This window comes from Sulfoacidibacillus ferrooxidans, from assembly GCF_022606465.1.
Classification (GTDB): Bacteria; Bacillota; Bacilli; order Alicyclobacillales; family SLC66; genus Sulfoacidibacillus; species Sulfoacidibacillus ferrooxidans.
Genome location: NZ_JALBUF010000001.1, coordinates 381,847 through 405,525, shown reverse-complemented (window position 1 = coordinate 405,525; position 23,679 = coordinate 381,847). Strand labels below are relative to the sequence as shown.

Below are 23,679 nucleotides of genomic sequence, written 5' to 3'. Positions count from 1 at the left end.
AGGGATCTGTGGTGAGTTCTGTGGTCTCCGATATGCAAGGTGCGAGATCGGCGCATATGAAGGTAAAACGTATGCTTCCACCAGTTGTGCGCGGGTTGTTGTGGGCCTTAATCGGATTTTTAATCGTCAATACACTCGTAAGTGAAGTATTTGATCGGATGCCTTACCACCCATATGTAACTAGACCATCGGTCACGTTAGGGTGGGTTGCAGCGGTGATTGGCTGGTTACTTGGCGTTGGTGCATGGGAAGGGTTTATGAAACCCTATTTTGGCGGTACAGCAGATTGGGTCGTTCCAAATGATTGGAGAAAATATTTTATGTACAGCATTGATCACAAGGTGATCGGCATGCAGTATATTTTTTCTTCACTCGGTGGATTTCTCATCGCTGGATTTGCAGCTATGTTGATGCGGTTAGAATTGATGAAAGATCACATGTGGATTTTCAATAATCCCGGAGCCTATCTATCCACTGTGGGCATCCACGGTACAGTGATGATGTTTTCAGTTGGGACTGTAGCGCTTATTGGCGGATTTGGCAACTATATTGTTCCACTGATGATTGGTGCCAATTCTACCGCATATCCAAGGATGTCAGGTATCAGTCAATGGCTCGTACCTGCTGGCATTGCGACAGTTGTACTTAGTCCAATTCTTGGTCAGTGGACCACTGGCTGGCGAGGCTATGAGCCACTGGCTGGTCAAGACCCGGCGGGCATTGTGTTTTATTATTTGGGTGTATTTGCACTGACTACTTCTTCGCTGATGGTGTCTATTAATCTTACGGCGACGATTCTCTTTAAAAGAGCACCAGGACTGACCTGGAATCGGATTCCTATGTATGCGTGGGGCATGCTGACCGTTAGTTTATTGAATCTCATTTGGCTGCCAGAGATTCAAATGACTTTTTTGATGGGTTTATTAAGTGCCATCATTCCATTGCCCTACTTTTCACAATTAGGTAGTCCACTTACCTATATGGAAATGTTTTGGCTTTTTGGTCATCCTGAAGTATACATCATTGTCGTTCCAGCATTTGCTTTGTGGCAAGAACTGTTGCCGGTGATGGGGCAAAAATCACTATTTGCAAGGCAGTGGGGGATTATTGGATTAGTTTTCGTCATGATCTTGAGTGGGTTAGTATGGGCTCACCACATGTTTACCAACATGCGCAATAGTCAAATGCTTCCTTTTTCGTTTTTTACAGAGATGATCTCTATTCCGACGGGCTTCTCATTTTTAGTGGCCATAGGGACGATGTGGAAGTCGAATTTGCGACTCAATACGCCAACTTTGTTTATTTTAATGAGCTTGTTCAATTTTCTGATCGGCGGGGTAACTGGTGTATTACTCGCAGATCCAGTAGTCAATTTACAAGCTCATGATACGTTTTTTGTCATTGCACACTTTCACTACACGATTATCGGCGGGATGGTATTTTCATGGTTTGCTGCTTTTTACTACTGGTTACCGAAATTTAGTGGAAGAATGTACAACGAGTTTTGGGGGAAAATCGGGGCCATTTGGGTATTTATTGGATTCAATGGCGTGTTCTTTCAACTCTTTTTGCTTGGACTTAAAGGTATGAATCGGTGGGTCCCTGTATATCCAAGCTACTTGCAACCAATGAACTTTGAAATATCGTTATTTGGGTTCCTTCTTGGACTAGGGTTTGTATTTAACTTTTTACATATCGCTTGGATGTGGCATAAAGGGCCTGTGGTCGGAAATAATCCATGGCACTCAAAGACACTAGAGTGGCAAACATCTTCACCACCTGCAAATACAAACTTTGATCCAATCCCACAAGTGATTGGTAGCTTTTATGATTACAGTGACAGTAAGTTAGCTGTTGCAACGCCATACTCTGACAAGAAGTCTTAGCAAAGGTAGATGGTTACGCACAGAAGGAAAGGAGTGTATCTGCTTGGCAGAGATGACCGATCAACAAGGATCACAAGTTAGTACTGGACCTGTTATGTCAGCGAAGGTGTTGCGGCAAAATCGATTTGGTTTGTTGTTTTTCATCACCTCTCAGTTGGTGCCGTACTTTATGTTAATTAATGATCGCTTCGTTTTGGCTGATACGTATGTATCGCCGCGGTTAGATCCATTGTTAGGTGGACTATTGCCCTCGTTGCTTTTGTTACTTGGCAATATACCCGTATGGCGAGCTGTACAAGCTATTGCCAAAGGTTCACTGACACAAATGAAGCATCAATTGCAATTGGTGACCATTATTGGCATTGTGGCGATGATTACGATGGTTTGGCCCATAGTAGATCACCGGTATGATGCAATCTCACCTTTTGGAGAAATTCATTTAGTTTCATTAGGACTGGGTGGTTTCTTTACCTTAGTATCACTTCTTGTGTTGCTTGGGGTGATGATTCGCTCAACTAAAGGCCTCATTGGGCCAAAGCACTATTTTGGCGTGGAAGCGACCGCGTGGGTGTGGAGTTTTAATACAATTTCCTGGTTAGCATTGTACATCGTGGTGTACTTTATCTAGAAAGGGGGGATGGATATGGGCGGATTTTGGCCAAGCATTCCGTACTATATACCGTATAGCCCAGGGATGCCCAATTGGTGGGATCTTGTATGGTGGATCTTTCAATTAGTCGTCATGTCAGCATTACTGATGGCTCTTCACACAGTGGCTACACGAGAAGATCGTGAACCATTTGATGATTAACAAAGCATGATTGACACTCTGGTTTGTGAGGTGAGTGAAAATGAATCGGTTATATGGTAGGGGATGGCTTTTAGGGGCAACATTGCTCATAGGTTTTTTACCTGTTGTGGGGTGTACAACCACCCCACAGGCGGATTCGCAAAGTTTTAAAAATGCGCGGACACAAAATAATGCGGCATTGAATCATACGGGCGTTGTTTCGACATCGTTTATTCCACGTGAGGATGTGTCACAGACGATTGTAAGGGATGTTCCAGAGGTTGAAACAGCCGATGTACTTGAACGTGAAGGGCGTGTGTTCGTCGGGGTTACTTTGCAGACTGCAGACAATTATCATACTGCGGGGACTGCGCAAAAGGCTCATATAGACAACACGAATCATTCGTTGTCACCTAGACGCACACATACTGTAGCGGTAATTCCAAAGAATGTATCCGCACAAGTCGTACAAGCAGTTCGCAAAATTGTCCCTAATGCAAAAGCGATTTACGTCACGAATGACGAGACGTTAACCTACCACTTTCACATGTTTGCAGGTGATCATGCAACGGGACGTAAAACGGGAAGCGACATGATTTTAGACGATGTATCACGGGTGTTTCCAAATTACGTATAAAGAAAAATGTACAGCGCAAAAGGCCATATCGAATGCTTCCTGTGAGCAGATATATGGCCTTTTGCACAGGAGTTGCAAAAGTATTATTTTCAACATATAATTAGGTTACCAAATAAATTAGTATAAAATCTATCGAGGTGATCAAGATGATTATAAAAAATGAGACTTCCCAAAATTTATATGAAGCATTTGTCAGACTGCGAAAGATCAATTGGATTAATTGGAGTAGCAACTCACAGCTAAAAGCAAGCGACATTCGAGTTTTATTTTGTATTCATCATGAACCACAGTCAGATCCGCAAGGAATGATGGTATCACAGATCAGTAGCTGTTTGCATGTCACATCCCCTACGGTAACACAGTTAATCAAGGAGTTGGAAGCCAAAGGTTTAGTGGAGCGTGCAATGGATGAGTCTGATCGCAGAGTGATTCGCGTCAGATTGACAGCAGATGGGATTGATGTAGTGACGAAAGCGCAGGAGGTGGTTTCAGAAGCATTTCAAGGGTTAACAGAGTATCTAGGTGAGCAAGATAGTGAACAGTTGGCTGTGCTCTTATCTAAAGTATTTCGCTATTATACAGACGGTCAATCAAAACAAGGTGGTGATGATTCTACATGCTAAAACTATTACGTTATTTAAAGCCCTATCGAACGGCTGTTACGTTAGTCCTTGTACTTATTTTTTTACAGTCACTTTCTTCGTTATATCTTCCCTATTTAATGTCAAATATTGTGGATGTCGGTGTTGTGAAAGGTGATATTCCGTATATCATAAAAATTGGCGGATTTATGCTCCTCGTGACGATTATTGGTGGGATATGTGCAATCTTCGCTGGTCTGTTTGCTTCTAAGGCTTCAGCTGGATTTGGGCAGATTCTTCGCAGTAAAGTCTTTACTCACGTAGAAAACTTTACGCTACATGAATTTGATCAAATCGGCACATCTTCACTCATTGTTCGCACGAACAATGACATTATGCAAGTACAGCAATTGGTGAATATGATGCTGCGAATGATGGTTATGGCCCCTCTTACAGCCATCGGTGGCATCATCATGGCGGTTTATACTGACGCCAAATTATCTTTAATTATTGTGGTTGTCATGCCTGTTTTGGGGCTTGCCATTTACGCAGTTCTTGGTAGAGGGATATCACTTTTTCGCGTTATGCAAGAGAAGGTGGATATATTAAACCGAGTACTTAGGGAAAATTTAACGGGCATCCGTGTTATCCGTTCTTTTGGTCGCACACCTTATGAACTTCACCGATTTGATGCAGCAAATCTAGATCTGACAGATACATCTGTCAGAGTATATAAGATCATGGCCGCTTTAATGCCGATGATGATGCTCATCATTAACTTATCGACGCTAGCTATTCTTTGGTTTGGCGGTATTCGCATCAATGATGGGGCAATGCAAGTTGGGAATCTCATGGCGTTTATTCAATACGTTATGCAAATTATGTTTTCTGTCATGATGGTGTCTATGATGGCTTTCATGATCCCTCGTGGTCAAGCATCTGCCGTCCGAATTCATGAAGTACTTCAGATGGTACCTGAAATTTCAGATCCTATCTCTGAGAAAATGACCGGTGAGACACGGGGAGACATCGAGTTTCGCGACGTCACTTTTAGTTATCCTGGTGCGCAAGAGCCAGCGCTCGCGCATTTATCATTTCATATTCATGCAGGTGAAACAACTGCAATTATCGGTGGAACCGGTTCTGGAAAATCAACACTCATTCATTTGATACCAAGATTTTATGATATCGATAGTGGCAGTATTTTGGTGGATGGGGTAGATGTACGCGAAATGTCACAAGCACACTTGCGCGCAAAGATCGGTTTTGTTCCACAAAAGGCCGTTCTATTCTCAGAAACGATTGCGCAAAATATTCGTTATGGCAATGAAAATTCAACAGATGAAGAAGTGCGAAAAGCAGCAGAAGTAGCGCAAGCATATGAATTCATTGCAACGATGAAGAATGGATTTGATTCTGTGATTGCGCAAGGTGGCGCCAATGTATCAGGTGGTCAAAAGCAGCGCTTAGCCATCGCACGCGCCTTAGTCAGAAAAGCAGAAGTGTATATTTTCGACGATAGTTTTTCTGCACTGGATTTTAAAACGGACGCCAATTTGCGCGCGGCGTTAAAAAAGGAAGTGGCAGGTGCCACGGTAATACTTGTTGCACAGCGTGTGAGTACAGTCATGGACGCGGATCGCATTATTGTTCTTGATGATGGAAAGCTAGCGGGGATCGGTACACACAAAGAGTTAATGAACAGCTGCTCAGTCTACCGTGAGATTGTCGAATCTCAACTTTCTGAGGAGGAGATCGCATGAGTAAAGATCGTAAAGAAATGTCGGCATTTGGACGTGGACCGGGTGTTTTTGGAGGGCCTGGTGGACCTGGTGGAGCTTTTATGCCTACGCAAAAAGCTAAAAATTTTAAAGGGACACTTTTTCGTCTGGTCGGATACTTTCGGCCCTACCGCTTTCGTTTACTCATCGTTTTTGTAGCGGCTATTTTAGGGACGATCTTTAGTATTTTAAGTCCGTATATTTTAGGTAATGTCACCACTGATTTATTTGAAGGGTACTTGTTAAAAATAAAAGGAGTGCCAGGTGGAGGAGTGAATTTTGCTCAAATTCTACATTTACTCATCCTATTAGGCGGGCTGTATGTATTTAGTTCTATCTTTAGCTATGTACAGCAATACGTGATGGCAGGGGTAGCACAAACTGCTGTATATGATTTGCGTAAACAGGTAATGGGTAAACTTTCAGACCTGCCCGTGGGCTTTTATGATTCTCGACCGCACGGAGAAATTTTGAGTAGGTTTGTCAATGATTTTGACAATATTAGTAGCACGTTACAGCAGAGCTTAACACAATTAATTACTGCAGTTGTCACCTTTATTGGTGTCATCGTAATGATGTTAACGATTAATTGGTTGATGACGCTTGTTATTGTATTGACGTTACCGCTTAGTTTTATAGTCACAAAAATGATTGCTACAAGGTCGCAAATACATTTTATTGCCAGACAAAAGAGCCTTGGCGAATTAAATGGACATGTAGAAGAAATGTATACTGGACATCAAATTGTGAAGGCATTTGGCCATGAAGAACAGTCTATACGTAAATTTGAAGAGATCAATTCGAGACTTTATGATTCTAGTTGGAAAGCGCAGTTTGTATCAGGCATCATTATGCCTATGATGAATTTTATTGGAAATATCGGATATGTGTTAGTGAGCGTTATTGGTGGAGTACTGGTCACCCGTCGCGTCATTCAAATTGGAGATATTTTAGCGTTTATACAGTATGCCAGACAGTTTACTCAACCGATATCACAATTATCGAGTATCGCAAATGTTATCCAATCCACATTAGCTTCTGCGGAGCGTGTATTTGAGTTATTGGATGAGCCTGTTGAAAAACCAGATGTACTTGGTGCTGTTGTCAATGATTCACCACGGGGCGATGTGCAATTTGAACATGTTAACTTTAGGTATCAACCAGATGTTGAGCTGATTACTGATATGAATATGGATGTGCGAGAAGGGCAAACGATTGCCATCGTGGGGCCTACTGGAGCTGGCAAAACTACTTTGGTGAACTTATTAATGAGATTTTACGATGTGTCTGATGGCAAGATCACCATTGATGGTGTAGATATTATGCAGTTGCAACGAACCAATTTGCGTAAAATGTTTGGCATGGTTTTGCAAGACACATGGTTATTTCATGGAACGATACGAGAAAATATTTTGTATGGTCGTGAGCACGCGACAGAAGAAGACATTGTTATGGCAGCTAAGGCGGCGCATGCCGATCATTTTATTCGAACGCTTCCTGATGGATACGACACCGTCTTAAATGAAGAAGCGTCCAATATTTCACAAGGACAAAGACAGTTGCTAACGATTGCACGTGCGATTCTTGCCGATCCTGCTATTTTAATTTTAGATGAAGCGACGAGTAGTGTGGATACGAGAACAGAAGTATATATTCAAAAAGCGATGAAAGCTTTAATGTCTGGACGTACAAGTTTCGTGATTGCACATCGACTTTCTACCATTCGGGAGGCTGATCTCATTTTGGTCATGAATCAGGGTCATGTCATTGAACAAGGGACACATCAGGAATTACTTGAAGCTAAAGGCTTTTATGCAGATCTCTACAATAGTCAGTTTACTGAAGGCAATGGAGCAATGGCTATGGCATTGTAGATTTTTTATATCCATGGTTGCGTGAATCGGATGAATTGAATGGAGCAGAGAGAAACCTGCTCCATTTTTTGTGTTTTTATTGTAAGAATGAGGATTGCGATTGATCGAATGATTGATTTTGACCTGACGAATGACTTGCACCTGTTGTTTGTCCACTATAGGAAGAAGCTTGAGGTTGAGATTGTTGTGATGATGATTGACCAGAGGACATTTGTTGCATTTGTTGTTCTGCTTGATCAATTAGTTGACTCATCTGAGCCATCACTTGACTGGATTGAATAGATTGCGCTGCCGAGTTTAAAATTTGTGTGGCTTGTGATATTGCGGTTTGTAATTGTTGGAAACCTTGTTGCTGCTGTTGCTGTGCTTGACTCTTGATGGAGGATAGCATCGGGGCAAATTGTTGTGATGCTTGTTGTCCAGATTGCATCGTGGGCTGTGAAGATTGCGATTGTGCTTGTCCTGCAGATGGTTGTTGGTTGGATGAAGATTGCATCTGTTTCATCATTCCTTGTAGTTGACTTAGTTGTGATTGGAGACTTCCTAGTTCGTTAGCGATCTCTGTATCTGCTACATTTTTTGCAGCGATACTCGCGACACTTTTGGTTTGTTGTTTATCCAAATGATTGTCCCCCTTGTGGAGTTAGTTGTCATTGCTTTGATTGACGCTGTACAAACGTAGGATGGTTGATCTGTATGATCCTTACTCAGGGCAATATATGGTGTGGATTATGACTAAATCTATAAAAATAGCAAAGATGACCCACTATGTTTGTCCATACCGTTTGCAGCGTACGTGCATGTAATAGTGATGTAAGGCAAAGTGAAACCCCCGCTTCACAATGCCTTACAAAATACAAACCAGTAGGGAGAGGATTTTCATGGCTGTAAATAAATTCAATATTTCAGACACCATTCCACAAATGCACGTCGGTCAAGTAGTTACAGTATTTACCGTTGCAGGTGGCACAGGTGGCGGTGGCTATACAGGAACCATCCTTGCAATTGACGATGTCAACTTGTATCTATTACTAGTTGCAGCACAAGCACCCGATGCGGTTGTAGGCGCATTTGGTGCACCTGGTGCAGGTGTAGGTGCAGTAGTGACAATCCCACTCGCACAAATTTCTTCTGTTACAGAACCTGTTCTGTAATGAATTTTCTGTCAGGGGTCTCGTACCCCTGATCTTACATACTGTGTACATTTGCTGTAGTATATGGACTTATACGAATACTGTAAGTGCAAGTGCGGAGTAAGTGGATATATTGTGTGTTTTTTATGACTGTTGATGGGGGGATAAAGGTGTTTTTGCTACGGGGGCACCACTTGTTTTGTTTACTTGGGTATCGCGGAATGGGGTACTCTGATCAATATGTAAAAGAGATGACTAGACTACATACAGTGCTTCGAGAAGATCCACAAACGCTTATTACAATTGTTCATGGGCCAGATGATTTGTGTAGCAACTTTCCAGAAAATGAACCTTATCACTGTGATGAGAGCGCTGTATTGGATCGAGATGAACGCATCGTTCAATATTTGGGGTTAACAATTGGGAACACATACACATGGAGTGATATTGAACAAAGGATAATTGAGAGAGTAGTGCGAGAGGATATACCACGCTTTTGTAGTACATGTCCATGGCTCCCTTATGGAGTGTGTGAGGAGGGTGTTGACCGCATGCGACATGGTGATGGATTGACTCCCGTAAATGGGGCGTAAGCAACGATATCCGCTCCCTTCTGGCAATCTGTTCATGGTATAGTATAAGGATAAGATTAGATTATTGAGCTAAGGGAGCAGGTAATTGATGATTCGCGTATCTGATTTGTCCGTATCATTTGGTAGTCGCATATTATTTGAAGAGGTTAATTTGAGTTTTGACGCTGGAAATCGCTATGGATTAATCGGAGCCAATGGATCCGGGAAATCAACTTTCATGAAGATCTTGGTCGGGGATTTTGAACAGAGTTCAGGGACAGTCACGATTAATCCTGGTTTACGTGTTGGTGTTTTGCGCCAAGATCACTACCAGTATGATGAGTATACAGTACTTGAGACTGTTTTAATGGGATACCCAGAACTGTTTGAAGTCATGCGCGAGCGTGAGCGCATGTATGCATTACCTGAAATGACCGATGAAGAAGGTATGCGTGTCGGAGAGTTGGAGAGTGCCTTTGCAGATATGGATGGATATTCTGCAGAATACTTTGCAGCTGAGTTGCTTGAGGGATTAGGTATTCCCGTTGAAAAACACGGTGAATTGATGAGTTCGATGATTGGTGGATTCAAGTTGCGCGTTTTGTTAGCGCAAGTGCTTTTTGGTCGTCCAGATGTGTTATTACTTGATGAACCGACAAACCATTTGGATTTGGATACGATTCGTTGGTTAGAAAACTTTTTGTTAGGACACAAGGGTACTATGGTGATTATTTCTCACGATCGCCATTTTTTAAATACGGTGTGTACGCATATGGTGGACGTCGATTACAAACAGATTTCCATGTTCTCTGGTAATTATGATTATTTTATAGCGGCCAGTACACTTGCACGCGAACAGCTCATTGCCGATAATACACGGAATCTGGAGAAGATTGCGGAGTTGCGCGACTTTGTCGCTCGTTTTTCCGCCAATAAAAGTAAGGCTAAACAAGCGACAAGCCGACAAAAACAGATTGAAAAAATTGAGATTCAAGAGATCCGTCCTTCTTCACGTGTTTCTCCATATATTAAATTTACTTCAAAGCAGCCGCTCGGAAAACAAGTGGTGTCGCTTGATCGCGTTTCAAAATCATTTGGCGACTTAGACGTGCTAAAGTCTGTCAAGTTGGAGATTGGCGCTGGTGAGAAGGTTGCAGTGTTAGGTGTTAACGGAATTGGAAAGACGACGTTATTAAATGTGATGATGGGTGAGTTATCTCCTGATTCAGGTACTGTAACATGGGGGAAATCAGCGCAACCGTCTTACTTTACGCAGGATCATCACGACACGATTCCAAAAGATACGACTGTTTACGAGTGGTTGCGCAGTTTCGATGAAGAAGCAGATCAACAAACACTGCGAAGCATTTTAGGGCGCATGTTGTTTTCAAAAGATGAAGTCCACAAATCGACAGAAGTTCTCTCTGGGGGAGAGACTGCACGTCTAATGATCGCAAAAATGCTTTTGTTACAAGGGAACGTGCTCGTACTAGATGAACCTACAAACCACTTAGATCTCGAATCCATTGACGCATTGTCAAAAGCTCTCGCTGAATTTACTGGTACTGTGATTTTTGTCTCGCATGCCAGACAGCTCGTCACAGATGTTGCAACGCGTATCGTGGAATTGACACCGCATGGCTTAGTTGACTTTGTCGGTTCTTACGATGAATATCTAGAAAAACGCGAAACGCTGGTGCAAGCGTAGATGGTGGCCAATCGTACATTGACCGTATCAGAAAATGGAACTTTGCTTCCCTTTTTACTCACTGCATTGTCTACCATGGGTCGCAATAAAGTAAAATCGTTATTGACACATGGTCAGGTGATGGTAAACGACCAAGTGGTGACGCGTCATGATCACCCATTAGTGCAAGGACAGACAGTTTCTATTCTCGCTATGAGAAAAGTTTCGTCAGATGATTTGGATGGCGTTCAGATTTTATTTGAAGATGACGATGTGCTTGTGATCGATAAGCCAGCAGGATTGCTTTCTATGGGGACAGATACGGAGAAAGAACATACAGCGTATCGAATTCTTAGCGATTATATGAGAATGAAAAACCCAAAGTCGCGCATTTTTATTGTCCATCGATTAGATCGTGATACATCAGGTGTCATGATGTTTGCAAAGCGAGAAAGTGTACAGCAAAAGCTACAAAATGCTTGGAAAGATGTTGTCGTGGAGCGCGCATATCTAGCTGTAGTGGAGGGACGCGTGCAACAAGATACAGGAACAATCATTTCCTGGCTAAAAGAGAGCAAGACATTGATTATGTATATCAGTCGTAAAGAAGGCGATGGACAAAAAGCGATTACTCACTATGAAGTATTGCATCGGACAGGTGAATATTCACTTTTGAAAGTACAATTAGAGACAGGTCGCAAAAATCAAATTCGCGTACAAATGCAAAGTATTGGACATCCAGTGGTAGGCGATGATCGTTATGGGGCGATCAAAGATCCACTTGGACGGCTTGGATTGCATGCTAGTGTCCTTAGCTTTCACCATCCTACGACAGATAAAGTCATGCGTTTTGAAACGGATTTTCCTTCTGCTTTTTTGCGTGTCTTCTCTTATGATCAAAAGGCAAGTGTGACCATTAAGTCATAGGCTTCATAAAGGATATCGCGCAGGTGGCATCATGAGGTGTATCGACCAAGTACTAAAGGGGTGAAATCACTGATGGATGCACTACAATTTGAGGAATGGGGTATTCCTGATCTGCAGCAAGCGATGTCTTCTGGAGAGTTAACTGCAGTTGATATCACATGGCTTTATTTGCAACGGATTGCTGCGTTTAATTCACAAAGTCCAGGTATTCATGCAGTTCTTGAAGTGAATCCGGACGCGCTGTTTATCGCGGATGCACTCGATAAAGAGCGCTCGCTGACAGGCCCGCGCGGACCACTTCACGGTATACCTGTGTTATTAAAGGATAATATTGATACTGGAGATAAATTACACACGAGTGCAGGCTCTATAGCGCTTTCCACATCCTACGCGGTACAAGATTCTTTTGTTGCTGCACAGTTGCGAAAAGCTGGTGCAGTGATCCTTGGGAAAACGAACATGACTGAATGGGCTAATTTTATGACAGAAGATATGCCTAATGGATACAGTTCGCGCGGTGGACAAGTACTCAATCCATACGGACCAGGTGTGCATGATGTAGGGGGTTCTAGTTCTGGGTCGGGGGCAGCGGTTGCAGCAAATTTTGCTGCATGTGCGATTGGAACGGAGACATCGGGGTCGATCTTAAGTCCAGCTAGTCAAAATTCCATCGTGGGGTTAAAACCGACTGTTGGCTTGATTAGCCGTTCAGGGATCATTCCAATTGCCCATAGTCAAGATACAGCAGGACCGATGGGACGTACTGTAACGGATGTAGCTTATTTATTAGGAGCCTTAACCGGTGTGGATGAACGGGATGCAGCCACATTCTCTAGTGTTTCGCATGCATTGACTAATTATGTTTCTGTTTTAGATGAGCTTGGGTTACGCGGTAAACATATTGGCGTTGTGCGTACACCTTATTTTGAAGATCTCACAGAGAGCCAACTTAATTTGATGAATGCTGCGATTCAAGTGATGAAGAATTGCGGAGCGGCGGTGACCGAATCTCTTTGTCTTACTCATACGAAAGAAAATGCTGGTTATGAAGTGTTAGTCTATGAATTCAAGGTGGCACTCAATGCTTATTTAGCTCAGGTTGCAGTAAACGTACCCGTGCATTCATTGGCTGATGTGATTGCTTATAATCAAGCGCGTAGCGATGTGGCTTTGCGATTTGGACAGACCATTTTGATTGAGTCAGAGGCAACGAGTGGAACACTGACTGAACCGGAGTATCTTTTAAGCCGTTTACGTGATGTGCAATCATCTACTATTCATGGACTAGATCAGCTTTTTTCGGACCATCAAGTAGATATTTTAGTATTTCCAGCGAACTATGGTGCAGGGATTGCGGCTAAAGCAGGTTATCCATCGTTAACGGTTCCAGCAGGCTATGATGAATCTGGATTTCCATTGGGAGTAACTTTTTGTGGTCGCGCGTATAGCGAACCGTTATTATTACAAGTTGGTTATGCTTTTGAACAGGCTACAAAGCATCGCGTCCCTCCGCGTATGTAGCTTGTTCATGAATCAATCATGTAGGTGAATTGGTTTTTATCTTCATGGTTCGATCATGGGGAGAAGAGTTACGCAAAACAAAAGAGGGAGCCACAAAGTTGCGGCTCCCTCTTTTGTTTTGCGTATTGTATTGATTTAAGCAGTTGTTGTTTTAAAGACAGGATCCATAAAACCGATTTGTGTAATCTGATCAATCGGGATCATGGTAATAGGAAGAGTTTCACGAAGTTTCCCGTCGGGTGCGTATATACTTGCTTGGGCCAAAAAGACTACATCTCTTTTTACATCGGAGACGTACGCTTTTGTCTCGTCACCATTTCTGGTGAAAATAGTAATATATCGACCGGTGGCCTCGCGAAGAATTTTGGCGAGTTCGTAAATTTCTTTCTTGTAAGGATTGTGCACTCTATGGTGCCTTCTTTTACAGTGTCTCATCACTGCACCTCCATCGCTTGTTAGTACGTCGTAGCGTACCTTATATAGCATGCGAAAATGAGAGTTTTAGAAATGGACAAAGTATAGTGGAGAAAACACCATTTACCGTTTGATTAGACTTGTTCCACAACAGGGAACCAACCCGGAGTATGCATGATGGCTTGCCATAGCGGATCTGGAACGACAAGACGAGACTGATCATCTTTACTAAGTGTTACATGAATATCTGCTTCTTGTCCTTGTTCAACTTTCTTTACCCAGTCAGGATCCATAATTAACTCACGACCAAGAGCCAGAAACGCAACTCCTGCTTGTAGCGCTTTGATTGCATCATCAGCTGTATGAATTGATCCAACTCCGATAACAGGTACCCTACCGTTAACTGTTTCTACAATGAGTTCAATGCGCGGTTTTGTATTGTCTTTAAAATGGCGGGTGACAGACCAAAAATCCATGAGTGACACGTGTAAATAAGACAGTTTTTTATCTGCTAAGCGATCGACGAGTTGCAAAGTATCAGCCATAGTAATACCTGGTGTTTCTGTTTCTTCGGGTGAGAAACGATACCCTATGAGAAATGGCCTTTTCGCATGAGTGTTAACTACTTTTTGCACCTCATCGACGATAGAGAGTGGAAAAAGCATGCGCTTTTCAAGCGTTCCTCCAAAGCGATCATCTCGCTGATTAGAGTGCGGCGAGAAAAATTGTTGAATGAGATAACCGTTTGCTCCATGAATTTCAACACCATCAAAACCTGCTTCGATTGCTCGACGAGTGGCCATGCCAAATGCTGTAATGATTTCTTCAATTTCTGTTTCACTAAGAGCACGTGGAACGATAGCATTTGGTTGATTGTGCGCCACTGCGCTTGCACTTACAACATCGCCATTTGGTACAAGTTCTGGCGGACAGGAACGACCGCCATGAAAAATTTGTAAAATAGCTTTAGCACCTTGTTCCTGAATGGCCGAAGCTAAGCGACGAAGACTTGGGATGATATCATCGCGATCGACTGCAATTTCATCAGTGAAGCCTTTTCCATTTGCAGTTACATAAGCACATGCTGTGATCACCATACCTACGCCATGCGATCTTCTTGCATAGTAGTCAATTTCAGCGTCAGATACACTACCATCTGGATTCGATGAGAAGTTTGTCATAGGTGCCATGATAAGGCGATTTTTTATGTTCACCTGTTGATCTAATGTAACGTGTTCAAACAAAGGTTGATAAATTGGATTCAAACCTATCCACTCCTAAATAAAGATAAATGATCTGTATGATACTATATTCAGTATAGCACCATACTTTATTATAGCTTGTTATTCGATGAAAAGCTAATGGGAAGAAGATTCTAATCTGCAGCACTGTAGATATAAGAGTAAGTCATGCATACTTACTGATCGATGACTCGCAATTTTGTCAGTGCAGGTTTTATGGATTTCGTCCCATGTTTTGAGTGAAATGTGATGGAAAGAGTAAGATCATCGTCACTTCCCTCCATGTCCGTAATGACGCCCATACCGTACTGGGGATGGCGCACTGTGAGGCCGATGTCCCAACGCGGGATGATCTGTGTATCATTCCCTGAGCGCTCTGTGAACATATCGGGGATTTCTGACAAAAAACGAGATGGGTCATTCATCTGCAATTGTCCAAAAAGGGTGCGTTCTAGACAATAGCTTAGATGCAATTTTTCGCGTGCGCGCGTGATAGCTACGTAACACAAGTTGCGTTCTTCCTCAACGCCATCGATGGTGTCCATCGAACGTGCGTGTGGGAAAATGGTTTCTTCGGCACCAATCACAAAGACAACTGGAAACTCTAAACCTTTCGAAGCATGCATAGTCATCATGTGTACTGCGTTCTCTGTTTTTCCGGATTCCTTGTCTAGATCAGAGAGAAGAGATGTTTCTGCTAAGAAGTCTGAGAGTGTGCCGCGGCGACGGCGATCAAAGGCACGCGTAACTGTTAAAAGTTCAGCAATATTTTCTAAACGGTTTTGATCTTCCTCTTTATGGCTGACCTCATACATTTCTCGATAACCTGATTGGTACAATACTTCTTGCGTAAACTCAGTCACGGAGATTCCTTCTTGCATATCGTGCAATTTCATAATGAGTGTATAAAATTTTTTGATAGCTTCTGTGGATTTTGCTCCTAATTCAGCCTCTTCCACGCGGCCCATTGCTTCTAATAACGTTGTATCTTGTTCATGAGCAAAGTCGAGCATCTTGCGAATGGTTCCGTCACCAATATTGCGTTTGGGTACGTTTACGATGCGAAGTAAAGAAATCTCATCTTGTGGATTGGCAATAGTTTTTAAATAGGCCATGACATCGCGAATTTCTCGACGGTCGTAAAAGGTCATACCGCCTAAAATTTTATAAGGCATTGCTGCTTGCAAAAAAGCCTCCTCAATCGCACGTGACTGTGCATTGGCACGATATAACACCGTACAATCGCTAAATTGTCCCCCTGCACCGATATGTTCTTGTACCTTTGATATAACGTAGACAGCCTCATCCGTTTGATCGAGAGCTGCGTAGATCGAGATCTTTTCACCTTCGCCATTTGCAGACCACAGTTTCTTTTCTTTGCGCTGTGAATTGTGAGCAATGACCGCATTAGCTGCATCGAGAATAGTACTGGTAGAGCGATAATTTTGTTCTAATTTGATGACTGTCGTTTCTTTGTAGTCGCGTTCAAAATTAATGATGTTTGATATATCAGCACCTCGCCATCTGTAAATGGCTTGGTCAGAATCACCCACGACGCACAAATGACGATACTTTTTAGCTAGAAGATTAATCAATTTGTACTGCGCGCGGTTGGTATCTTGATACTCGTCAACGTGTATATATTGGAATTTCTCCTGATAGAGGTCTAGAACATCACCTTTCGTTTCAAATAACTCCACCGTTTTAAAAATCAGATCATCAAAATCAAGTGCATTCATATTCATGAGTTTGGCCTGATACGATTGATAAACTTTTGCTGCAATAGAATCAATCATGGATTGACTGGAATTGCTCTTCATTTCAGCAGGTGTGAGTAGTTCATTTTTTGCTGCGGATATTTTCCACTGTATCGTAGAGGGATCAAATTTTTTCATGTCATAATTTAAATCCAGCATACTTTGCTTGATCGCTGCACTTTGATCTTCTGCGTCAAGAATCGAAAAATTATTTTCATACCCGATATGCTCTGCTTCGCGACGCAATATTTTTACACACATGGAATGGAATGTGCTCATCCAGATATCGTCAGCCTGATCGCCGACGAGTGTACGCACGCGCGCATTCATTTCTTTAGCTGATTTGTTGGTAAAGGTAATCGCAAGGATATTCCACGGTTGTACTTGACGTACGCCTAGTAGATAGGCGATTCGACGAGTCATGACACTTGTTTTACCGGAACCTGCACCTGCTAAGATAAGCAGTGGGCCTTCGGTTGTTTCAACTGCTAGTTGTTGTTCAGGATTGAGTCCAGTTGTAATACTTTGAATATCAATATGAGATGTCTTTTTTGTAGCTGTCATGCCTTACCTCCATGCATTGTCCTTAACTGTGCACGAGTAGCGTAGCATGGGTGGACGAGGAAAAAAAGACTTGATATCCTATCATTAGATCAGATGAGGGGTGGTAATGACTTGAAGGATGAAGTAAACCATCCAATTTTTTCGCGTTTCTATATCCTTTCACAAGGAATGCTTGAGAAATATGTTGGTCCTATAAGGGCGATGCACAATTCTAGTGCGTCAGGGAGGACGTTAGTTATTGGTGCGGGGACTGGTCTTGATATACAATATATCGGTGAAAACGTGAAGGAACTCGTCTTAGTCGAACCAGATCCAGCGATGGCTGAATATTTAAAACAACATTATGCAAAATATCAAGTAGTACAGTGTATGGCAGAACATCTGTCAATGGAAAGTGAGCAATTTGATACAGTCTTAACTAGTCTTGTTCTCTGCTCGGTCGATCAAGTTGGGCTTGTATTGGAAGAGATTGCTCGCGTACTAAAACCAGGTGGGCAATATTTATTTTTTGAGCATGTTGCACATGATCACACGGTCCCGCGTTTCATACAAAATGCACTCAATCCAATGTGGAGCAAGATGGCAGGCGGATGCATGCTCAATCGAGATATTGTAAGAGAGCTACAGCAGTCAACATTAGAATTGACTGAATATCGCATAGCTAAGCAACATTTTCTCGTCCCTATGGTTGTTGGAAGGGCACTAAAATCATAAAGATAAGACGTCTCACAAAATACTTTGAAAAATCATCCAACGAAATATCTGGTCAAAAGTTCATTGACAGAGATTGTGCACAGTGGTATAGTTCATGAGAAAGAAAGTGTTGTGTTCTTCATAATTGTATATGACTCAGTCCTCGTTAGGCGAGGCTTCTATACGAATATATGCCACTGCCCGGAAACGTCGAAAGACGCCAATGGGTTGAACAGGTACTGCCGGCTTAAGGCTTTACTTAACGTGGCTGAGCATTTTGCTCTAAGTCGTATAGTGCCAAAGCTCAACCAGGGGGATTGCTAAAACTCTTGTACCTTTTTTACGGTGCGTGTGTTTCAATGCCCCTGATGTATGACTCAGGGGCATTTATTATGTAAAAATACAAGAAAACATTTCCCTCGTAAAGGTGGTGGTAGGTTTGGATTCGGACCCGGGCAGTCGACGAGAAAGTTGCGCTTTGATGACGGGGATTAGTTTTGTATTGCCAAAGTTCGGCCTACTACACCCTTGGGAGGGGATGCGTGATGAGCAAAAAACTTGCATACAACCAATTGATTCAAAATCAAATGAATGATCATGACGAAGATAACAAAATTCGCGCAAAAGATCAGGCGAGAGTTTCTGCACTAAGAGAGAAAAAGGGCTGGTTTTTTCGGATTATGCTTGGACTCGTATTAATTGGACCAGGAGTCCTTGTCATGATTGCGGATAACGATGCAGGTGGCGTAATTACTTATGCGCAAACAGGTGCCACTTATGGTATTGGTTTCTTTATTCCTGCTTTATTGCTTTCTGGCCTTATTGCCTATGTAGTACAAGAAATGACGGTGCGGTTGGGGGCCGTAACACATCGCGGTCACGCAGAGATGATTTGGGGACGCTACGGGGCATTTTGGGGATGGTTTTCGCTTATTGACTTAGTACTGGCCAACATTTTGACGCTAATTACTGAATTTATTGGAATTACGCTTGGGTTAGGGGTATTTGGAGTACCGCATATTGTCAGTGCAGTTGCTGCGATTGTTGTTGATGCAATTGTTTTACTAATTCTTCGTTATTATACATGGGAACGCGTATCGCTTTGGATTGCGCTTGGCAACTTAGTATTTGTTCCTTTAGCATTGATGGCTCATCCGGATTGGGCTGTTGTTACGAATGCAATGTCGACGTGGCATATTCCTGGTGGCTTTACACCTGCGTTTTTGTTTGTCGTACTCGCTAATTTTGGCACGACCATTGCTCCGTGGATGCTGTTTTTCCAACAATCTGCTGTAGTGGATAAAGGGCTGACGGTTAAAGATATTCGCCATGGCCAAATTGATACGGCGATTGGTACGGTTGCTATGGTAGCCGTTGCACTTGCTTTAGTGATTATGACAGGTAGCCTTGTTTATGGCATGCCTGGGGCAGCTGACTTCAATATTCAACAGATCTTGACTGTGATTGGCAATAAGATTGGTCCAATGGGCGAGGATTTGTTTGCACTTGGCTTAGTAGAGGCTGGGACGATTGCTGCGATTGCACTTACTGCGAGTACATCGTGGGCCATGGGTGAGGCTTTCCACTGGCCAAAGAGTATCAATATGCCGGCACGCAAGGCGTGGCGTTTTTATCTTCCAGGTTTGTTGAGTGCAGTAGTTGCAGCCGGTGTTGTGTTGATTCCAAATGCCCCACTTGGTTTTCTGAACTTAACTGTGCAAGTTATTGCATCGATCTTTATGCCTGCTGCGATGATGTTCTTACTTCTTTTACTCAATGATAAAGGTATTATGGGCAAATACACCAATGGAAAATGGCAAAATATCGCTGCCTTTTCGATCGTTGGATTGTTAGTCGTCTTAAACGGCGTGTATGGATTAACCGTGGTTATGCCACATTTATTCTAATAAGAGGGGTGAAAAACGATGAAAAAAGACAACTTATATTTAGTGGCATCTCGCTCTGATGACTACATGCAGCCTGTGGAACTGAAGCGTGCTAAAGTGAGCGGATGGGTAAAATTTGTGTTTTGGGGTTTGCGTGTATACATTGTTGCGATGGTTGTTCTAGTTGCCATCGGATTTGCCCGGGGGCAGGTGTAAGGGCAATGCCCGATCGAAGACAGAGTCAATATCGAATATAGAAGCCGTGCCTAGGATTCATCAGAATGATGGGCACGGTATTTCTATGTCCAATGGGTATGAATGATTTCTTTTTCGGAAAGCTATAAACACTTCACACAAAACAGCTGACTTGTAATATAATAAACCTAGATTATGTTTCCTGAAGCTAAAAAAATGTCAAACAGCTAAATTATTTGTCTATATGAAAATGCAGATTGGAGGGGAATGTATGGCTATCCAAATGCCGCAAAAAGATGACATGATGCAACGAGCATTTGCTGAAAGTTATAAAAAAGAAGCGGAAGCGGCTGCTTTCTATGAACTAGCCGCAAAACTCGAAAAAGACGACAAACGTCGTGATATTTTATTGAAATTGGAACAAATTGAGCGAGAGCATGCGTTGATATGGGCGGCAAAACTGAGTGAAGTGTGCGGTATTGAAGCACACTATGATGGGTTAAGCCAACTCTCGTCCACTATGAGTAAACAAGATGTGTATAGGAAGTTAGATGAGATAGAGGTAGGCAATGCAAAATGGTATGACTCGTTAAAACAACTGATTCCTGATGATCACATTTTAGATTTGATTGACCGCATCGACGAAGATGAATCGAATCACGATGCAACCATTCGCCGTTTTTTTACACTCCCCACACAACATATTGCTGACTCTTTGCAACGGATATTGAGTAGGGAAACGTGGCATAAGCGTGAATCTACAGGTTGGTTAGGCGATGCTATTTATGGAGTGAATGATGGACTTGGTGCAATTTTTGGCATTATTGCAGGCGTGGCTGGATACACAGCAAATAGCCATACAGTTCTTGTGAGTGGCTTTTTCGGGGCTGTTGCTAGCACACTATCTATGGGTGCAGGAGCGTGGCTTGCGACACGCTCACAAAACGAATTGCACCATAGTGAGATGCAACATGAGCTAAGAGAAATACGTGATGATCCTTCTTTGGAACGAGAAGAATTGTCGCTTCTCTATCAATTAAAAGGTTTTACACAATCGGAAGCGGAGGAAATTACAGAACGTCTCTCCATGGATGAGGATCAGTTTGCACAAGCTATGTATCAAGAAGAACTGGGAATCGCCGAAGATTCAGAAGGTAACGCTTGGAAATCAGCTGGGGTAGGTAGTCTCTCGACTTTTATAGGCGGGATCATCCCTCTTATTCCTTTTATCTTCCTTGGTGGTGTCGTTGGCATGATCGCCGCTGCGATCGTGAGTATCATTGCTCATTTTTTAGTGGGGGCAGCAAAGAGTATGGTTACTGCACGTACATGGTGGGCTAGCGGATTGGAAATGACGGCAGCTGGAATTGTGGTTGGTGTAGTTTCTTATGGGATAGGATTACTTGGAACTATGCTAGTGCATGTTTGAAATATGTGCGTGAGTATGTGCATCAAAATTGTTACAGTTTGATAGCATGTGCTAAATGTCGTTGACTTTCTAGGATTCGAGGACTATGTTCAAAGAGGACATCTAGTTGTAAAGGAGTGATAGTGATGTTCTATCGCAGATCGGGTGGTGGTTTTGTGTTAAAGTTATTCTTGCTTTTATTTGGTTTACGTTTTCTTGATCGAAAATCGCATGCGGAGTGTGACCACACTGAATTTAGGGCACGAAGACGAGCATTTCGTAAAAAAATCCGCGAAGCATTTGATGTTTTTGACGATGAGTCAGAGACTGTTGCACAACCAGTTCATGCATCACACGAAGCTACAGAGTTGTAAATGACGTAAGCGTTAGAGGGATGTTGTGTTTATACAATTTTTTCGTTCACTTGCCATCTTTAACTTAGCGATATCTTTTGTTATTGATCATTGGCGTTTGCGTATGATCCGTCGGTTTTTACATGGAGATCGACGCGCTCGTGCGCAAGCGCGTGTTTTTTCAAATGCTGGAATTCGTTTTCGCCGTTTTGCGTTGCGTAAAAAAGGGCTGATCGTTAAAGTCGGTCAGTATTTAAGTGCGCGTGCTGATATATTTCCTGTAGCTTTTACAAGAGAGTTAAATCAATTACAAGATGCAGTTCCTCCTAATTCTTTTGCTTCGATAAAAGACAGGATTGAATCCGAACTTGGTGCAAAACTCAGTTCCTTATTTGATTCTTTCGATCAGACAGCCGTTGCAGCTGCTTCACTTGGGCAAGTACATAAAGCCGTTTTGCCAGGTGGACAAGTTGTGGCTGTAAAGGTTCTTCGACCGGGGATTGAGCACTTATCTGAAATTGATTTGTCCGCTTTACGCAAATTGGCGCGTTTTATGCAGAGATTCACTAAGTTTGGCCGAAGGTTAAATATATGGGATATTTATACTGAATTCTCTAGAATCACATTGAAAGAATTAGACTATCGAATTGAAGCAGAGTATTTACAGCGTTTTCGAAAGCAATTTATAGAGGATGATTGGCTAGTTGTCCCAGCCGTTATTCAACCGTTAATTAGCCGTCGTGTCATTGTGATGGAATTTATGGAGGGTGCTCGTGTTACGGATGTACAACAGTATGCACAGTGGGGAATTACTCCTAAATCAGTTGTGGACCGGTTAGTAGATGCTTATCTGCGACAAGTTTTAGAGTATGGATTTGTGCATGTTGATCCGCATCCTGGCAACTTACTAGTATTACCGGATGGTAGAATTTGTTTTATCGATTTTGGTATGATGGCTGAGTTTGAATCGAAAGATGTAACACTTTTTGCACAGCTTGTAACAGGAGCTATACTTCACGATTTAGAGAATGTTGTACGCGTTTTAGATGAATTAGGATTTTTACAACCTCATGCGAATCGAGAAGTGCTGAAAAAGGCAATTTCTTTTATGCTTGATCGCATTGGCGGATTGAAACTGACTCGTGGTCCAGAATTAGATTTGTTCTTAGAAGAATTCCAATCCTTTTTGCATGATGAGCCACTCATTATGCAAGGAAAGTATCTTTTTATTGGGCGTGCTTTAGGTCTCGCTAGCGGGGTAATTACTAATATATGGCCTAGCATCAATTGGATGGAGATTATTGAAGAAAAAGCGTTACCTCTATTAAATAGCAAAGTAAATGAGTCTTCCAATGAATCAGATGATCGCGTAAAAAGTTTTGTGATTGATTTGGTGCGTGATTTATTTGGTGAAAAGGGAGTTACGGCTACAGAATTAGGACTCGTTAAGGCTCGGGAAATCGGGCTAACTTTGTTGCGCATTCCACCAGAGTTAGATCGCGTTTTGCAAAAAATTGAGCAAGATGATATCTCGATTCACTTAGAATTACGTGAAGTATTTAAACGATTAGATCGTCAACATCGACATTCGGAACGGTTCCTTTGGTTTAGTCTCTTTGTTGTAGGAAGTGGTGCATTTGCGTGGTTACAATCAACATCCTTTAGGACAGAGGAAATGATTGCGCTAGTATTTGCGATCTTATCGTTATTTGCCTTTATTGTTAATCTTATTCGATCATAAAATATGTGAAATGTACTGAAAATTATAATTGCATGATA

22 protein-coding genes and 1 riboswitch are annotated in these 23,679 nt (G+C 42.4%); of the genes, 18 read left to right on the top strand and 4 right to left on the bottom strand.

Annotated features, from left to right (window positions below):
• Positions 1-11: 11 nt before the first annotated feature.
• From MM817_RS02105 to MM817_RS02075, 7 genes are all read left to right on the top strand, one after another.
• The gene (locus MM817_RS02105; RefSeq protein WP_241711782.1) at positions 12-1,886 is read left to right on the top strand and encodes a cytochrome c oxidase subunit I; all 1,875 of its coding nucleotides are present in this window, start codon (positions 12-14) and stop codon (positions 1,884-1,886) included.
• Between the two features lie 52 nt (positions 1,887-1,938).
• The gene (locus tag MM817_RS02100) at positions 1,939-2,514 is read left to right on the top strand and encodes a cytochrome c oxidase subunit 3 (RefSeq protein ID WP_241712262.1); all 576 of its coding nucleotides are present in this window, start codon (positions 1,939-1,941) and stop codon (positions 2,512-2,514) included.
• Positions 2,515-2,529: 15 nt separating this feature from the next.
• Positions 2,530-2,697, top strand: coding sequence for a hypothetical protein (locus MM817_RS02095; protein WP_241711781.1), 168 nt, complete (start codon positions 2,530-2,532; stop codon positions 2,695-2,697).
• Positions 2,698-2,737: 40 nt separating this feature from the next.
• A complete protein-coding gene (locus MM817_RS02090) occupies positions 2,738-3,313 on the top strand; it encodes a hypothetical protein (RefSeq protein ID WP_241711780.1) in 576 nt (191 codons plus the stop codon).
• A 146-nt stretch (positions 3,314-3,459) separates the two neighbouring features.
• Positions 3,460-3,936, top strand: a complete 477-nt coding sequence (locus MM817_RS02085) for a MarR family winged helix-turn-helix transcriptional regulator (RefSeq protein ID WP_241711779.1) — start codon at positions 3,460-3,462, stop codon at positions 3,934-3,936.
• Entirely contained in the window at positions 3,930-5,657 is a 1,728-nt protein-coding gene (locus MM817_RS02080; protein WP_241711778.1) for an ABC transporter ATP-binding protein, read from the top strand. The genes MM817_RS02085 and MM817_RS02080 overlap by 7 nt, the downstream gene beginning before the upstream one ends.
• Entirely contained in the window at positions 5,654-7,549 is a 1,896-nt protein-coding gene (locus MM817_RS02075; RefSeq protein WP_241711777.1) for an ABC transporter ATP-binding protein, read from the top strand. The genes MM817_RS02080 and MM817_RS02075 overlap by 4 nt, the downstream gene beginning before the upstream one ends.
• Before the next feature lie 76 nt (positions 7,550-7,625).
• Here MM817_RS02075 and MM817_RS02070 read toward each other — a convergent pair whose 3' ends face one another.
• The gene (locus MM817_RS02070) at positions 7,626-8,171 is read right to left on the bottom strand and encodes a hypothetical protein (RefSeq protein ID WP_241711776.1); all 546 of its coding nucleotides are present in this window, start codon (positions 8,169-8,171) and stop codon (positions 7,626-7,628) included.
• Between the two features lie 259 nt (positions 8,172-8,430).
• On the opposite strand from MM817_RS02070, the gene MM817_RS02065 reads away from it, so the two are divergent.
• The 5 genes from MM817_RS02065 (at position 8,431) to MM817_RS02045 (ending at position 13,389) form a co-directional block, all read left to right on the top strand.
• On the top strand, positions 8,431-8,703 hold the full coding sequence (locus tag MM817_RS02065; protein WP_241711775.1) for a hypothetical protein: 273 nt from the start codon (positions 8,431-8,433) through the stop codon (positions 8,701-8,703).
• 149 nt (positions 8,704-8,852) lie between these two features.
• Positions 8,853-9,275 carry a DUF1284 domain-containing protein gene (locus tag MM817_RS02060; protein WP_241711774.1) on the top strand — a complete coding sequence of 141 codons (423 nt, stop codon included), beginning with the start codon at positions 8,853-8,855 and terminating at the stop codon, positions 9,273-9,275.
• Positions 9,276-9,363: 88 nt separating this feature from the next.
• Positions 9,364-10,962: an ATP-binding cassette domain-containing protein gene (locus MM817_RS02055; RefSeq protein ID WP_241711773.1), complete on the top strand. Its 1,599-nt coding sequence runs from the start codon at positions 9,364-9,366 to the stop codon at positions 10,960-10,962.
• Positions 10,963-11,868, top strand: a complete 906-nt coding sequence (locus tag MM817_RS02050) for an RluA family pseudouridine synthase (RefSeq protein ID WP_241711772.1) — start codon at positions 10,963-10,965, stop codon at positions 11,866-11,868.
• Between the two features lie 72 nt (positions 11,869-11,940).
• Positions 11,941-13,389 carry an amidase family protein gene (locus MM817_RS02045; protein WP_241711771.1) on the top strand — a complete coding sequence of 483 codons (1,449 nt, stop codon included), beginning with the start codon at positions 11,941-11,943 and terminating at the stop codon, positions 13,387-13,389.
• A 135-nt stretch (positions 13,390-13,524) separates the two neighbouring features.
• Here the strand turns inward: MM817_RS02045 and MM817_RS02040 are convergent, their stop codons facing one another.
• From MM817_RS02040 to MM817_RS02030, 3 genes are all read right to left on the bottom strand, one after another.
• On the bottom strand, positions 13,525-13,794 hold the full coding sequence (locus MM817_RS02040) for a hypothetical protein (protein WP_241711770.1): 270 nt from the start codon (positions 13,792-13,794) through the stop codon (positions 13,525-13,527).
• A 143-nt stretch (positions 13,795-13,937) separates the two neighbouring features.
• Complete coding sequence (locus MM817_RS02035) at positions 13,938-15,068, bottom strand: NADH-dependent flavin oxidoreductase (protein WP_241711769.1); 1,131 nt, start codon at positions 15,066-15,068, stop codon at positions 13,938-13,940.
• A 152-nt stretch (positions 15,069-15,220) separates the two neighbouring features.
• Entirely contained in the window at positions 15,221-17,365 is a 2,145-nt protein-coding gene (locus tag MM817_RS02030) for an ATP-dependent helicase (RefSeq protein WP_241711768.1), read from the bottom strand.
• 111 nt (positions 17,366-17,476) lie between these two features.
• On the opposite strand from MM817_RS02030, the gene MM817_RS02025 reads away from it, so the two are divergent.
• From MM817_RS02025 to MM817_RS02000, 6 genes are all read left to right on the top strand, one after another.
• Positions 17,477-18,079 (top strand): class I SAM-dependent methyltransferase, encoded by a 603-nt coding sequence (locus MM817_RS02025; RefSeq protein WP_241711767.1) that lies wholly within the window; start codon positions 17,477-17,479, stop codon positions 18,077-18,079.
• A 134-nt stretch (positions 18,080-18,213) separates the two neighbouring features.
• Positions 18,214-18,380, top strand: a riboswitch (M-box (ykoK) riboswitch).
• A 223-nt stretch (positions 18,381-18,603) separates the two neighbouring features.
• Positions 18,604-19,965, top strand: coding sequence for an NRAMP family divalent metal transporter (locus tag MM817_RS02020; protein WP_241711766.1), 1,362 nt, complete (start codon positions 18,604-18,606; stop codon positions 19,963-19,965).
• An 18-nt stretch (positions 19,966-19,983) separates the two neighbouring features.
• Complete coding sequence (locus tag MM817_RS02015; protein WP_241711765.1) at positions 19,984-20,160, top strand: hypothetical protein; 177 nt, start codon at positions 19,984-19,986, stop codon at positions 20,158-20,160.
• 250 nt (positions 20,161-20,410) lie between these two features.
• Positions 20,411-21,568, top strand: a complete 1,158-nt coding sequence (locus MM817_RS02010; protein WP_241711764.1) for a VIT1/CCC1 transporter family protein — start codon at positions 20,411-20,413, stop codon at positions 21,566-21,568.
• 125 nt (positions 21,569-21,693) lie between these two features.
• A complete protein-coding gene (locus MM817_RS02005; protein ID WP_241711763.1) occupies positions 21,694-21,921 on the top strand; it encodes a hypothetical protein in 228 nt (75 codons plus the stop codon).
• 25 nt (positions 21,922-21,946) lie between these two features.
• The gene (locus MM817_RS02000) at positions 21,947-23,641 is read left to right on the top strand and encodes an ABC1 kinase family protein (RefSeq protein WP_241711762.1); all 1,695 of its coding nucleotides are present in this window, start codon (positions 21,947-21,949) and stop codon (positions 23,639-23,641) included.
• The last annotated feature ends 38 nt before the right edge of the window (positions 23,642-23,679 follow it).

What these genes read in the sequence shown, in the direction of transcription:
- MM817_RS02100 (WP_241712262.1), top strand. Translation starts at nt 1,939, where the DNA reads ATGACCGATCAACAAGGATCACAAGTTAGTACTGGACCTGTTATGTCA.
- MM817_RS02095 (WP_241711781.1), top strand. Translation starts at nt 2,530, where the DNA reads ATGGGCGGATTTTGGCCAAGCATTCCGTACTATATACCGTATAGCCCA.
- MM817_RS02090 (WP_241711780.1), top strand. Translation starts at nt 2,738, where the DNA reads ATGAATCGGTTATATGGTAGGGGATGGCTTTTAGGGGCAACATTGCTC.
- MM817_RS02085 (WP_241711779.1), top strand. Translation starts at nt 3,460, where the DNA reads ATGATTATAAAAAATGAGACTTCCCAAAATTTATATGAAGCATTTGTC.
- MM817_RS02080 (WP_241711778.1), top strand. Translation starts at nt 3,930, where the DNA reads ATGCTAAAACTATTACGTTATTTAAAGCCCTATCGAACGGCTGTTACG.
- MM817_RS02075 (WP_241711777.1), top strand. Translation starts at nt 5,654, where the DNA reads ATGAGTAAAGATCGTAAAGAAATGTCGGCATTTGGACGTGGACCGGGT.
- MM817_RS02065 (WP_241711775.1), top strand. Translation starts at nt 8,431, where the DNA reads ATGGCTGTAAATAAATTCAATATTTCAGACACCATTCCACAAATGCAC.
- MM817_RS02055 (WP_241711773.1), top strand. Translation starts at nt 9,364, where the DNA reads ATGATTCGCGTATCTGATTTGTCCGTATCATTTGGTAGTCGCATATTA.
- MM817_RS02050 (WP_241711772.1), top strand. Translation starts at nt 10,963, where the DNA reads ATGGTGGCCAATCGTACATTGACCGTATCAGAAAATGGAACTTTGCTT.
- MM817_RS02045 (WP_241711771.1), top strand. Translation starts at nt 11,941, where the DNA reads ATGGATGCACTACAATTTGAGGAATGGGGTATTCCTGATCTGCAGCAA.
- MM817_RS02030 (WP_241711768.1), bottom strand. Translation starts at nt 17,365, where the DNA reads ATGACAGCTACAAAAAAGACATCTCATATTGATATTCAAAGTATTACA.
- MM817_RS02020 (WP_241711766.1), top strand. Translation starts at nt 18,604, where the DNA reads ATGAGCAAAAAACTTGCATACAACCAATTGATTCAAAATCAAATGAAT.
- MM817_RS02015 (WP_241711765.1), top strand. Translation starts at nt 19,984, where the DNA reads ATGAAAAAAGACAACTTATATTTAGTGGCATCTCGCTCTGATGACTAC.
- MM817_RS02010 (WP_241711764.1), top strand. Translation starts at nt 20,411, where the DNA reads ATGGCTATCCAAATGCCGCAAAAAGATGACATGATGCAACGAGCATTT.
- MM817_RS02005 (WP_241711763.1), top strand. Translation starts at nt 21,694, where the DNA reads ATGTTCTATCGCAGATCGGGTGGTGGTTTTGTGTTAAAGTTATTCTTG.